The 13,330-nt window shown below is 62.7% G+C and carries 11 protein-coding genes and 1 pseudogene; 5 read left to right on the forward strand and 7 right to left on the reverse strand.

The window, feature by feature from the left end; genetic code table 11:
- Positions 1 to 78: 78 nt before the first annotated feature.
- The gene (locus JV201_RS18815; protein ID WP_003211716.1) at positions 79 to 1,140 is read left to right on the forward strand and encodes an FUSC family protein; all 1,062 of its coding nucleotides are present in this window, start codon (positions 79 to 81) and stop codon (positions 1,138 to 1,140) included.
- On the opposite strand, the gene JV201_RS18820 is transcribed toward JV201_RS18815, so the two are convergent.
- A complete protein-coding gene (locus JV201_RS18820; protein ID WP_008432463.1) occupies positions 1,141 to 1,740 on the reverse strand; it encodes a LysR family transcriptional regulator substrate-binding protein in 600 nt (199 codons plus the stop codon).
- 397 nt (positions 1,741 to 2,137) lie between these two features.
- Entirely contained in the window at positions 2,138 to 2,890 is a 753-nt protein-coding gene (locus JV201_RS18825; RefSeq protein WP_003211721.1) for a TetR/AcrR family transcriptional regulator, read from the reverse strand.
- A 363-nt stretch (positions 2,891 to 3,253) separates the two neighbouring features.
- Here JV201_RS18825 and JV201_RS18830 point away from each other — a divergent pair, with 363 nt between their 5' ends.
- The 4 genes from JV201_RS18830 to JV201_RS18845 are packed head-to-tail and all read left to right on the forward strand — an operon-like array spanning position 3,254 to position 7,886.
- Entirely contained in the window at positions 3,254 to 3,961 is a 708-nt protein-coding gene (locus JV201_RS18830; RefSeq protein ID WP_023658970.1) for an ABC transporter ATP-binding protein, read from the forward strand.
- Positions 3,958 to 5,157 carry an ABC transporter permease gene (locus tag JV201_RS18835; protein ID WP_003211725.1) on the forward strand — a complete coding sequence of 400 codons (1,200 nt, stop codon included), beginning with the start codon at positions 3,958 to 3,960 and terminating at the stop codon, positions 5,155 to 5,157. The genes JV201_RS18830 and JV201_RS18835 overlap by 4 nt, the downstream gene beginning before the upstream one ends.
- The gene (locus JV201_RS18840) at positions 5,150 to 6,631 is read left to right on the forward strand and encodes a TolC family protein (RefSeq protein ID WP_177054851.1); all 1,482 of its coding nucleotides are present in this window, start codon (positions 5,150 to 5,152) and stop codon (positions 6,629 to 6,631) included. Before JV201_RS18835 ends, JV201_RS18840 begins: the two co-directional genes overlap by 8 nt.
- On the forward strand, positions 6,621 to 7,886 hold the full coding sequence (locus JV201_RS18845; RefSeq protein WP_219405905.1) for an efflux RND transporter periplasmic adaptor subunit: 1,266 nt from the start codon (positions 6,621 to 6,623) through the stop codon (positions 7,884 to 7,886). The genes JV201_RS18840 and JV201_RS18845 overlap by 11 nt, the downstream gene beginning before the upstream one ends.
- Positions 7,887 to 7,989: 103 nt before the next feature.
- On the opposite strand, the gene JV201_RS18850 is transcribed toward JV201_RS18845, so the two are convergent.
- The 5 genes and pseudogenes from JV201_RS18850 to JV201_RS18870 form a co-directional block, all read right to left on the reverse strand.
- Positions 7,990 to 9,408, reverse strand: coding sequence for an FAD/NAD(P)-binding protein (locus tag JV201_RS18850; protein WP_219405906.1), 1,419 nt, complete (start codon positions 9,406 to 9,408; stop codon positions 7,990 to 7,992).
- A gap of 92 nt (positions 9,409 to 9,500) precedes the next feature.
- Positions 9,501 to 10,082: pseudogene (locus JV201_RS18855) on the reverse strand (AMP-binding protein); the annotation flags it as partial.
- Between the two features lie 124 nt (positions 10,083 to 10,206).
- Positions 10,207 to 11,622, reverse strand: a complete 1,416-nt coding sequence (locus JV201_RS18860) for an LLM class flavin-dependent oxidoreductase (protein WP_003211735.1) — start codon at positions 11,620 to 11,622, stop codon at positions 10,207 to 10,209.
- A complete protein-coding gene (locus tag JV201_RS18865; RefSeq protein WP_003211737.1) occupies positions 11,622 to 11,963 on the reverse strand; it encodes a hypothetical protein in 342 nt (113 codons plus the stop codon). The genes JV201_RS18860 and JV201_RS18865 overlap by 1 nt, the downstream gene beginning before the upstream one ends.
- A gap of 12 nt (positions 11,964 to 11,975) precedes the next feature.
- Positions 11,976 to 13,172 carry an SfnB family sulfur acquisition oxidoreductase gene (locus tag JV201_RS18870; RefSeq protein ID WP_219405907.1) on the reverse strand — a complete coding sequence of 399 codons (1,197 nt, stop codon included), beginning with the start codon at positions 13,170 to 13,172 and terminating at the stop codon, positions 11,976 to 11,978.
- Positions 13,173 to 13,330: the final 158 nt, after the last annotated feature.

The raw sequence follows: 13,330 nt of genomic DNA on the forward strand, positions 1-13,330 counted from the left end.
ACACGCCGCCTTCGCGAGCAAGCCCGCTCCCACATTGGAACTGAGTGAAGCCTGAACAACGAGGTTACCCTGATACCAATGAATCTCCCTCTCTTCGCCCGCCGCTTGCTGCGTCCGTTGCTGGACCCGTATCGGCGCTACCGTCACGCCAAGTTGATCCACGCGGTGCGGGTTTCCATTGGGTTGCTCGCAACGATCCTGCTCACCACCGGCATCAACCTGCCCCATGGTGAGTGGGCCTCGGTGACGATGCTGATCGTGATCGGCGGTTTGCAGCACCACGGCAATATCGGCAAGAAAGCCGTCGAGCGCGCCTACGGCACGTTGATCGGCGCCAGCGTCGGTTTGCTGCTGGTGCTGCAACAGGCGTATCTGGGGCAACCGCTGTTGACGTATTTGCTGATGTCGGTGGTGTGCGGGTTCTTTTCCTATCACGCCATCGGCAAGGGCGGATACATCGCGTTGCTGTCGGCCATCACCGTATTTATCGTTGCGGGCCATGGCGATAATCCGATATCGGACGGGTTGTGGCGCACGGTCGACATCCTGATCGGCATCGTCCTGGCCCTGGCGTTTTCCTTCGCCCTGCCGCTGTATGCGGTGTATTCCTGGCGCTACAACCTGGCCAGTGCCTTGCGCGATTGCGCGGCGATTTATAGCCGGATCATCAGCGGCCAATCGGTCACCGATGATGAACACCTCAAGCTGCTGAATCGCCTGAACGCCGCGATGCTGCAACTACGCTCGCTGATGCCATCGGTGTCCAAGGAAGTGCGGATTTCCATGACCGAGCTGGACACCCTGCAGCGGCATTTGCGGATGTGCATCAGCACCCTGGAGATCCTCGGCAACACCCGCCCCGACCCACGGGACAAGGAAGCCCTGGCGCGCATGCAGGTGGCGTTGAAAGCCGAGCACCGGCAGATTCGGGTGCAGTTGATCGGGATGGCGCGGGCGTTGCAATCCGGGGCCACCGACCGGCTGGAACGTCCGAGCACCACGCCGACCCACGAACAGACCTTTGAAGTGCCGGTGGTCAACGCGTTGGACGGTTACCGGTTATTGACCCTGCAACTGGCAGCCAATATTGACGCCATGCGCCAGCGCCTGGCCAAGAGCGCCAGCCACTGGAAAATCTGATCAGCCCCGGTGCAGCGCCTGTATCAACAGCTGCTGCAACGCCTGTAACCGGGGCTCGGGGCTGTCCTCGGCAAAGCGCAACACGTTCGCCACTTCGGGCAGCGGCATCCGCTGGTCGAAGGGGCGATACACTTCCACGCGCTTGTCGAGATGGTCACTGCTGAGCAGGCCGATGCCCAACCCGGCGGCGATGGCCGATACCACACCCTCCACCGACCCACATTCCACCACCACCTGCCAGCGAATGCCCAAGGCGCTCAGGCGTTCCTGGGCCAGTTGCCGGTAAAAACAGCCGGGGCCGAAGGTGATCAGCCGCACGCATTCGTCAGGCGCAGGCTGCCAGCCTGGCCGGGCGCACCAGTGCACCTGTTCGGTCCACAGCAATTGGTCCCGCGCTTCGATACGCGGGATGAAATCCTGGTGCAGCGCCAGGTCCAGCTCACGGTCCACCAGGGCCTGGCGAAGCACGTGGCTCTGCTCCACCACAATTCGCACATCCAGTTGGCGGTGTTGCCGGGAAAACTGGCCGAGCAAGTTCGACAACTCGGCCATCGGCACCTGTTCGGTGGCGCCCAGGCGGATGGAACCTTGTAACTGCACCGGATTGAAATGCGTCAGCGCCGCGTCGTGGGCGCCTGCGCAACGACATCCGTGGGGCCGTGCTGCAGGTGGTGCAAAACGCCGGGCACTTTCTGATGGAGGATGCGCCGGAACGGGTGAGTGAGTACCTTGTAGACTTTATCGGCCAGGTTCACAGTAAACGCTGACTGCCATTTGTCGGGATTACACAAGCCAATAGATTTCACACTTTCTCTTACATATTTTTCACGTTTTATTCACATCCAGAGACGTAGGGTAAAGCCTCATCCGTTACAAACGTTGTAGTTAAAAACCCGCCGCCCCAGCGGGTTTTTTTTGCCCGGGATTTGAGTGGCCACACGGTTTCTGGAGAGAGGAGTCGAAGCAAACCGGCTCATTGCGAGCCGGTCTTGATGGGTCAACGAGCCACCTTGTTGACAGGCGACGCCGCTTGCTCACGTATCGCGCGCTGGGTATCGAGCACCCGCGCCAGGGCCGTTTCGGCTTCAGGACTTTGCTGCGGCACACGAATCGCCGCCGACACCAGGGTAATCAGCTTGGCCATGACCTCGGCATCCGTGGCCGGGCGTCCCAGGCTCATGGAGTTCATCAGCAAACGCAGCTCGGTACCGGCCATCACCCCGGAGATCGCCTTGAGGGCAAATTGCAGGCGCACCCCCAGCTCGTTGCGCGGCAAGTCCGGAAGCGCCAGGGCGAAGGCTTCGAAGAAGCGCTGGAACACCGGCTGGTAATGCACCTTGAGGTATTCCTGGATAAACGGCGACGTGTCGCTGTACACCCGCCCCAGGAACCGGATGAATGAACGCCCTTCCCCGCTGGCCGGGTCGCTGCGTTCCAGGCCCATGGCCGGGGCGAACAGCACCCCGAGCAAGGTGTCGCAATCCAGCGGGCCGTCGGATTCGGCTTCGCACCGGGCGAGCAACTCCAGGCGCTGCTCGTTGAGCGGCTCCAGGCGCTGCATCAGCAGGGTTTTCATCAGGGAGTCCTTGTCCCCGAAGTGGTAATTCACCGCAGCGAGATTGACCTGGGCCCTCTCGGTTATCTGCCGCAACAAAACAGCGTCATAGCCGTATTTGATGAAAAGAGCCTCTGTCGCATCCAGCAATCGGGTCTTGGTAACGTTTGGAGCGCTGAGTTTCTTCGCGACCATAGGGATTGGGGTTCCACTGCGGAAATATTGTTTTAAAAATTAATTTGATTTTTTATACCGGGGCCGCTGCCTGAAAGCAAGTAGTGACACAGCGCCATACTATTCAAAGCCAACAGCAACGGGCTCATTGAGGGTAGCTGATGGATTTTTGCAGTGCCGGAAACGTCCCTTTGAAGAATCGTTTCAAAGGGTAAAACCGCTCTATATCCATGGCTGGCGGAACGGCTGGATCGCGGTTAGTATTCAAACAATATTTTAAAAACAAGAAATAAAACCAGTCCGTGACGTGTACCAGGCAGCTCCTGAACTTGTTACAAGGATTTTCGGGGGAAGCACGGCGCTGTCGAGGCTGCAGGCGTAGTCATGATGACAGATACCCCCGCGCACCCAGGCTTTATCTCCTTGCAAGGCATCGGCAAAAGCTATCAGCTGGCCGGTCAACACCTGTCGATTCTCAATGATGTATGCCTGGCCATCGAAACCGGTGACAGCTGCGGCATCCTCGGCGCCTCCGGCTCCGGCAAAAGTACCCTGCTCAATATTCTCGGCCTGCTGGATTTGCCCGACTGCGGCCAGTACCGCTTTGCCGGCCATGACATCTTCAGCGCCAGCCCCGATCAACTGGCGGCGATCCGCAATCAGCAGATCGGTTTCGTCTTCCAGAGTTTCAACCTGCTGCCACGCCTCAGTGCCCTGGACAACGTCGCCCTGCCCCTGAGCTACCGCGGCGTGTCACGCCACGACTCGGTGGAACAGGCCCTGCGCATGCTCGACCAGGTGGGCCTGGCCGAGCGCGCCCACCATCGCCCGGCCGACCTTTCCGGCGGCCAGCGCCAACGGGTCGCCATCGCCCGGGCATTGGTCGGCAACCCGTCGGTGATCCTCGCCGACGAACCCACCGGCAACCTCGACAGCACCACCGCCCAGGAGATCATGGACCTGTTGCTGGCGCTCAACCGCGAGCAGCAGGTGACGCTGATCATCGTCACCCACGACCCGCACATTGCCGAACGACTGAATCGCAAGATCCTGGTGCGCAATGGCGTGGTGCAAGAGGCCGGGCGCCTATGAGCCTGCGGGTCGAACAAAGCCTGAGCCAGTTGCTGCACGAGGCGTTTGTCAGCCTGCGCACCCTGGGCAAGCGCTCGATCCTGGCCTTGCTGGGCATCGTCATCGGCAGTTCCTCGGTGGTGGCGCTGATCAATATCGGGCACAACGCCGCCGAAGACGCGGCGATGATTTTCAAGGACATGGGCACCGACACCCTGGTGGCGCAATTCCCGCCCAGGGGTGCCAGCACTGCGCAAATGCCCGCCAGCCTGGACCTGGAAGCCGTGCGCCGCAGCGTTCCCGGCATTGCCCATATCGGTGCGGTCTCGCTGTTCAGCGGGCCAGTGGTGTTCCATGGCCGTACCTGGAACGCAAGCCTCGTCGGCAGTACGCCGGACCTCAAGGATGCCATGCGCCTGTCGGTGCGCGACGGGCGCTTCCTGTCGAGTTTCGATGCTGGGGAAACCTATGCGGTCGTCGGTGACCAGGTCGTCCAGGCCTTGAGCGTGCCCGGCGACCCGCTGCAATTGGGCGACCGGGTACGTATCAACGATTACCTGTTCCTGATCGTGGGCATTCTGCACAGCCAGCCCCGGGCAATGCTGATTCCCGTACAGGCCAACGAATCGCTGTTCGTCCCCGCCCCGGGCATGCGCCGGATCTACGCCAGCCCGCAAATCGGCAACGTGATCATCCGTGCCACCCCCGGACAGGATATGGAACGCCTCGCCCAGGACTCAGCCGTGGCACTGCGAGCCCAGCTCACCGACCACGATGTCGACATTCAGGTACCCCAGCAAATGATCGATGGCATGACCCGCCAAAGCCGGACCTTCGCCTACCTGCTGCTGGCCCTGGGCGCGATCTCCCTGGTGGGCGGCGGCGTCGGCGTGATGAACGTGATGCTGATGAACGTCTCGGAGCGGCGCCGGGAGATCGGGATTCGCATGGCCCTCGGGGCGCGCCAGCGCGACATTCGCAACCTGTTCCTGCTGGAAGCCGTGACCCTGACCGCCGTGGGTGCGGTATGCGGCGCGGTACTGGGCATGACCGCCGCGTACCTGTATGCCAGGCTGTCCGGCTGGCAGTTTTCCCTGGCAGTGGCCGCGCTGCCGCTCGGGGTCGGCAGCACGTTGCTGGTGGGGCTGTTTTTCGGGATCTATCCGGCGGTGTCGGCCTCGCGGCTGCAGCCGGTGGAGGCCCTGCGCGATGAATAAACGCCTGCTGTTGTTGACCGCCTTGGTAAGCCTGCACAGCGTGGCCGCCGACGTGGTGATTCGCCCCTCCGCGCCCAGTACCACCCGCAGTGGCTATGAACGCAGCGTGTCGCTGAATGCCCAGTCCACCACCCTGACCCTGGGGGATGCGGTGTACCTGGGCCTGCGCAACAACCCGGCGATTCGCAGCGCGTACCTGCAACGGGTGGCGCAGAAATTCGACCTGCGGGTGGCTGAAGACACGTTCAACCCCAAGCTGACCCTGAACAGCTACTACCGCACGACTAAAGGCACTGAAGACAGCTCCCGCAACGCTAACCTCGCGCCTAATGCCACCTTGCTCGGTGAGTACGGCACGCGCCTGAGCATGAACTGGACCCAGCAACTGAACAACGCCGATCGCGCCGGGCGCTACCGCAGCGACGGCCTCGACCTGTCAGTGATCCAGCCACTGATGCGCGGTGCCGGCTGGGACGCCACCACCGCCCCGCTGCGCCTGTCACGCCTGTCGGAACAGGCCAACCGCCTGAACCTCAAGGCCAACGTGGCGCAAACCATCAGCAACATCATCGCCACCTACCGCGAGTTGCTGCGGGCCCAGGAACAACTGAGCATCGTGCAGGACGCCCTCAAGCGCTCCGGCACTTTGCTTGAAGTGAACAAGGCACTGATCAGTGCCGGGCGCATGGCCGAGTTCGAGATTGTGCAGACCGAAGCCGATATCGCCACCCAGCAACTGGGGGTGGAAGAAGCCCAGAACCAACTGGACACCAGCCGCCTGGCCCTGCTGCGCCTGCTGGCCCTCGACCTGTCGACACCGATCCGCGCCACCGAGGCCCTTGAAGCCAGGCCCATGGACATCGATAAACGCCAGGCTTTCGTGCTGGCGCAGAACCAGCAGCCGGAATACCTCGCCACCCTGCTCGGCAGCCAGCAGGCCGACCTCAACCTGGTGATCGCCAAGGACTCCGGCCGCTGGCAAGTGGACCTGGTGGCCGGTGCCAACCAGATTCGGGCCGCCACCAATGACGATAACGGCTACAACAGCAATCGGCGCTGGGACAGCTACGCGGGCGTGCAGGTGCAGATTCCCATCGGCGACATCAGCACTCGCCAGGCCGAGGTGCACGCGCGGGTCGATGTGGAAAACCAGGAGATCATCATCGCCGACGCCCGCCAGCAACTGGAGCGCGACGTCAACGATGTGGTGCGCGACCTGGGCACTCGCTGGCGCCAGTATGAAATTTCCCAGCGGGCGGTAGAGTTGTCCAAGCGCAAGATCGAAATCGAACGGGAAAAACTCAGCGCCGGGCGCTCCACGAACTTCCAGGTATTGAGTTTCGAAACCGACCTGCGCAACGCCGAGAACTCGCGGCTCAATGCGCTGATTGCCTATTTGAACGCCCAGACTCAGCTCGACTTGACCTTGGGCATGACGCTGGAAAGTTGGGAAATCGCCCTCAATGACTACTAATAAGAAGCGCCTGTTGGGCGCCGTGTTGATTGTGCTGGTGGCCGGCGTCGGCATCTCGCTGCTCAGCCGTCAAAGCCCGGCCGCCAACCAGCCCGGCAACGCCGAGCAGTGGCTGGCGGTGAAGGTCGACACGCTGGTGCATCAGATCGGCCTGGTGGGCAAGATCGAGCCTGACACCACCATCACCCTCACCGCGCCGTTCGACGGTAATGTGCAGGCCAACCTGGTGGAACAGGGCCAGCGGGTCGAGGCCGGGCAGGTGCTGCTGCGCATGGACCCGGCCACCCTCGAAGTGCAACTGCGCGACGCCCTCTCCGCCCAGCTCAAGGCCCGGCGCACGGTGCAGGAAATGCAGGACTGGGACAGCGGCCAGCAAGTCGGGCGCGCCCGCCGCACCCTGCGCACTGCCGAAATGACCGCCAGCAACACCCAGCGCAAACTCACCGAAAGCGAAAACCTGTTCAAGCGCGGCATCATCCCGCGCAACGAACTCGACGACCTGAAACAGCAGGCCACCCAGCAACAACTCGACCTGACGGCCGCCCGCGCTGAGCTGCAACAGACCGTTGAACAAGGCAAGGGCGAATACCGGCAGATCGCCGATATGGAGCTGACCAACGCCACGGTGAAATATGAAGCCCTGCGCACCCTGCTCGATGGCAAGGAGGTCAAGGCCCCGTTCTCCGGCATTGTGGTGCCGGCGCCGGGCAGTAATTCATCGACCCAGGGCAGCGGGAACAATAGCGCGCCGGTGCAGGCCGGGAGCAAGGTCAGCCAGGGCCAGGTGCTGTTTGGACTGGCGAATATCGAGAAGCTGAAAATCGTCGCCAAGGTGTCGGAGCTGGACATCAACCAGTTGCACCAAGGGCAGGCGGTGGAGGTGATGGGCGACGGGTTTGATGGGGAACGGCTGACGGGATCGGTCAGCGTGGTCAGTGGCTTGGCGATTGCCAGCGACAGCCAGGGTAGCGCGCAGTTTCCGGTGACCCTGTCGATTCCCAAGCTGACCCCACAACAGTTGCAACGGGTAAGGTTGGGGATGAGTGCGCGGTTGACCATTGTGACCTACAACAATGACCAGGCGATTGTCGTACCGGCCCAGGCGATCAGTCGCGGGAATGGGGTGATGACGGTGGAATATCGGGCAGCGATGGATAAACCGGTGGAGCGGGTGACGGTGACCACCGGGCAGTCGACGGCCCAGGGGGTTGAAGTGTTTGGGTTGAAGCCTGGGTTTGTGAAGGTCGGTCCATGAACCCGACCTGTAGGAGCTGGCTTGCCTGCGATAGCAATCTCTCAGTTGATAAAGATGCAGCTGACCCACCGCTATCGCAGGCAAGCCAGCTCCCACATTAGATTTAGAGGTGTGCCAACCTCGCGGCCAGCGCCTTGGCCTGAATCGCGACATCCGTCACTGCGGTACTTTCCCACCACATCCCGCGCAACGGCGGGCCCATGGCAAACAGCCGCCGGCTGACACTCCCGTGGGCATCCAGCACCGCCCCCGACACATCCGCCGCAATCCCCAACGCCAACGGCCCGGGCTGAATCAGCCCGCGCTTGAGCAACTGCCTGGGCAATGGCCGGGCCACGCGCCGCCAGTCATATTCAATCCCGCTGGAGTTGATCAGCGCTGCCCCCGACACCTGCACCACATCCTGCTCTCCACGATGACGCAGGCGGATCGTCACCTCACCTTGCGAAGGTACCAGCCCCTTGTACGAAGCCGCCCGGATCCGCAGCCGCCCTTCCCCATGCAACCGCGCCACCAACTCGGCACTTAACGGCGGCGAACGGTGGTGGTGGCTTTCCCACCAGGGCCGCACATGCCGCACGAACTGACGTTTCTCGCCCTCGCTGGCCTGGCTCCACAACCGCCCGATGTTGGCACGCACGGTGTCCAGCGGCGCTTGCCAGTCAATCCCCTGCTCCAGCGCGAGCCGGCATTGGCGCCGCACCTCCCGCAGCAATTGCCGGGGGCTGCGCAGGCTGTGGTCTTCTCCCAGGAAGTCGACCCAGGCCGGCGGCTGCCGACGGACATGGGGCAACAGGCCGTGGCGCGAAAAAATCTCGATGGGCCCGCGATGGCCGGCCTGTTCCAGGGACACCACGGCGTCCACCATGGTCAGCCCGGAACCGATGATCAGCACGGTGGATTGCGGGTCCAGTTGGGTCATGGCCGATACATCCCACGGGTCGACGGCAGCGGCATTCAAGCCGCTGGATTCGGTCTGTGGCGTGCGTGCCGCCGGGAACATGCCGGTGGCCAATACCGCACAGGCACCGCGCAGTTGCTGGCCGTCGCTCAAGGTCAGCCGTGTGGCGTGTTCATCCACCTCAAGGTCTGTCACCTCGGCGCGAATGTGCTCGACGGTCGACGCGGAAATCGCCTTGGCCTCGGCCAGCCGCTGCTGCGCGTACAGGCCAAAAATCCCGCGGGGCGGAAACAGTTCGCTGATGGGCACGTGCTGCTGGTCCGACTCGGGCCAGCCGCCGCCGGCGATGTAGGCGGTCAGCCACTGGGTCAGGTCATCGGCGTTGTCCGGGTCGACGCTCATGCGCGCGGCGTTGCCGTTCAAGGTGTGCCCAAGCTCTACCGCACTGTAGGCCTCGCCGCGCCCCAGTTCCTGGCGCGGCTCGATCACCAGGATCTGCCGCGTGCCCGGCAGGCGCAGCAACTGCACCGCCAGCATCGTCCCGCTCAGGCCGCCGCCGACAATCAGCACATCGGCGTTGCGAATGGCGCTCGTCGCCTGTCCGCGTTCGGTTTCACTCATGAAATTGCGCCCTTACTGTCTGCCTGAATGGTTGTGGTAAAAATCGCCCCGTGCAGTATCCAGCACATCGACCCGGCACGCCTAGTTCAGCCCGACTGCGGGAAGCCCAGGCTCTGGCCGCTAATCAGCCATTGCTCCAGCACCGTCGCCAGGCCGCCTTGCCAATGGGTGCTTTCCCCGCTCCACAATTCGGTCTTGCCCGAAGGCTGCCACCAGCGACAGAGCCGTTGTGAGGTGTCCACAGGGTCGATCCGTCGCACCATCGCCAACGGCTGGAGCCCAGGGACATACGCGTGGGTAGGCCGGATGCGCCACACTTGTTGCTGCAGGGCAGCGGGCTCGAGGTCATCCGCCAGGGTCAGGATCTGGCCACCGATCACCTGGGCGGCCAGGGCCAGCAGCAATAGGCCGGGTTCGAAGGCACCGCTGAGGGCCAGCCGCGACTGCTCGGTAAAGCCCTGCTGACGCAAGCCATCAGCCAGGCGCTCGACATCCCGCAACGCATCGATCCAGCGCCAGGCATACCACTGGCCGTCACGCTTGTGGCGCAGGGCGCTGTGCAACGGGGTCACCTGTGCCCAATGGCGCAACTGCGCCAACGCCTCGGGCAACACCGTAACCCGTTCGGCGGGCCATTCCACATCCAGCGCAAGTTCAAGTTCATGCACGCTCATAGGGTGATGCTCCTATTGGTGAAACAAGCATGCGGTGGTCCGCTGGCCGGATTTATGTGGGCGGCGGTGGGACGGCTCGACTCGCTCGCGAAAACGGTGCTTCAGGCAACATCAATGCTGAATGTCAGTCCGCATTCGCGAGCAAGCCCGCTCCCACATTTGTTTTATGTACACCCGACAAATCACGATAGCTGGCCCCCGGGTGGTTGTCCGCCAACCGCGCGCCGTCCCCAAACAATTTCTCCCGCAGGGTGCCCTGGGCATATTCGGTCTTGTACACGCCGCGCTTCTGCAACTCGGGCACCAGCAACTCGACCGCGTCGATAAAGGTCTCGTGGGTCAGTGCATAGGCCAGGTTGAAGCCGTCCACATCGGTCTCTTCAACCCATTCCTGCAACAGATCGGCCACGGTTTCCGGGCCGCCGACGAACAACGGGCCGAAGCCGCCGATGCCCACCCAGTCTGCCAGTTCATTCGGGGTCCAGACCTTGTTCGGGTCGGCAGTGGAGAAGGCTTCCACCGCCGATTGAATGGCGTTGGTATGCACATGCTTGAGGGGTTCATCGGGCTTGAACTGGCTGAAGTCGATGCCGGTCCAGCCGGAGATCAGGGCCATCGCGCCTTCGTAGCTGACATAGGATTTGTATTCGTCGAATTTGGCCTTGGCCTTGGCATCGGTCTCGCCAACGATCACCGTCTGCAAGTTGAAGATCAGGATTTTCTTCGGGTCACGCCCCGCCTCGGCCGCACGGCGGCGGATATCGGCAACGGTTTTCTTCAGCAGCACTTTCGACGGCGCGGCGACGAACACGCATTCGGCCTGCTCGGCGGCGAACTGTTTGCCCCGGCTGGAAGCGCCGGCCTGGTAAAGCACCGGCGTGCGTTGTGGCGAAGGCTCGCACAGGTGAATGCCGGGCACCTGGAAGTGTTTGCCGACGTGGCGGATCTCGTGGATCTTGCTCGGGTCGCTGAAGATCCGCCGTTCGCGGTCGCGTAACACCGCGCCCTCTTCCCAGCTGCCTTCCCAGAGCTTGTAGCAAACCTCCAGGTATTCCTCGGCGTAGTCGTAGCGCGCATCGTGTTCGGTCTGGGCTTTCTGGCCGAGGTTCTTCGCGCCGCTTTCCAGGTACGAGGTGACGATGTTCCAGCCGACGCGGCCCTTGGTCAGGTGGTCGAGGGTGGAAAGGCGCCGGGCGAACGGGTACGGGTGTTCGAAGGACAGTGAAGCGGTGAGGCCAAAACCCAGGTGTTCGGTGACCAGCGCCATGGGTGCGATCAGCGACAGCGGGTCGTTGACCGGCACCTGGGTCGCCTGGCGAATCGCTGCGTCACCGTTGCCGTTATAGACGTCGTAGATGCCCAGCACGTCGGCGATGAACAGGCCGTCGAACTTGCCGCGCTCGAGAATTTTTGCCAGGTCGGTCCAGTATTCCAGGTCCTTGTACTGCCATGAGCGGTCACGCGGGTGGGCCCACAGGCCCGGCGACTGGTGGCCGACACAGTTCATGTCGAAGGCATTCAAACGGATTTCACGAGGCATTAAACGTTACTCCGGGGGGCGACACCGTTGAGGTGGTAGTTGCCGACAATCTGGTATTTCCAGCGCAGGGGATCATCAAGGGTCGGCGGCAGCGCAGTACGCTGGCCGGTGAGTTCGAATTCGGCGTTGCTGACAGCGATGAGGGCCTCGGCAGCCGCTATCTGGGCTTCTGTGAGGGCCACCGGGCCTGGGTGGGTTTCGGCACGCTCAAACAAAGCAGCCGCTACCTCCACGCGAATCTGCAAATCGCCAAAGCGGCTGATCACGTAGGGGTCATCACTTTTCTCGACAAAGCGCCGGGTGCTTTCCAGCAGTTGGCGCGCCTGATTCAGTGCGGTCATGGATGCAGCTCCTCAGTTCCAGGCATGGCGTGTGGGCTTGACGCCGTTGAGCACGAAGTTGCCGATCAGGTGGTATTTCCAGCGGGCCGGGTCGTGCAGGGTGTGGGTACGCGCGTTGCGCCAGAAGCGGTCGAGGTTGTGCTTGCCGGACACCGAGCGGGTGCCGGCCAGTTCGAAGAGTTTGCTGCTGGCGAGCAAGGCGGTTTCCGCCGACAGCACTTTGGCCTGGGCGACGACCAACGAGGCATTGGCCACGGTGTCTTCGTTGGGGTTGGCCAGGGCCTGGTCGACGGCAATGCCGGCCTTGGCGAGGATCGCTTCGGTGCCGTGGACCCGCCATTCCAGGTCGCCGATGGCGGCGATGGTGAACGGGTCTTGCCAGCCGTGATCCTGCTGGCTGTCGATCCAGGGCCGGGCCTGGCGTGCATGAATCTTGGCTTGTTCCAGGGCCTCGAGGGCGATGCCGGTGTCGACGGCCGCCTGGATGATCTGCGAAATCGGGCCGTTGGCGGTGGGTTGGTCGAAGGCCTGGTGGGCGGGGATCACCGCACTCAGCGGCACCTTCACACCGTCGAGGGTCACGCCGCCGCTGGCGGTGGTGCGCTGGCCGAAGCCGTCCCAGCTGTCGATCACTTGCAGGCCCGGCGCGTCCCGTTCGACAAAGGCGATGAACGCCTGGTCTTTTTCGTTGACGCCCACCGTCGGCACGATATGGGCGAACAGTGCGCCGGTGCAGTAGAACTTCTCGCCGTTGATGTACGCACTGTCGCCGTCAAAGCGCACTTGTGTGTCAAACGTGCCGGCGTTCTTGCTCTTGGCTTCGGAGAAGGCATTGCCGAACCGATAGCCCAGCAGGACCTTGGCGAAGTAGTGCTGCTTTTGCTCCTCGCTGGCGGTTTGCAGGAGGATGTCGACGACGCCCAGGTGGTTCTGCGGAATCTGCCCCAGGGACGGGTCGGCGGCGGAGATCAGCTTGATCACCTCGGCCACCGTCACATAGGACACTTCCGCGCCGCCGTAGGCCTTGGGAATGGTGATGCCCCACAGGCCGCTGGCAGAGAATTCATCCAGCTCGGCCACCGGCAGGCGTCGCTCGCGGTCGCGCACGCCGGCGTCCACGGCAAAACGCTTGGCCAACTCGGTGGCAACCGCAATGGCCTCGGCGTCCGAACGGATGATGTGGGCAGGTTGTAGGGGTTGGGCTGACATGGGCCGACTCCAGGCTCCAGAGAGATACTGGAGTGATTGCAGGAGTCGTGCCCGAATGCAATGTGCAACGAAATCAGCGGGTTGCCGGTATATCAGGGAAGTCGTTGGCGGTTCAAAACAGCAAAGTGTCCAACCACTGTTGCGCTGCCAACAGTTGA

This window comes from Pseudomonas sp. Colony2, assembly GCF_019382755.1.
Classification (GTDB): Bacteria; Pseudomonadota; Gammaproteobacteria; order Pseudomonadales; family Pseudomonadaceae; genus Aquipseudomonas.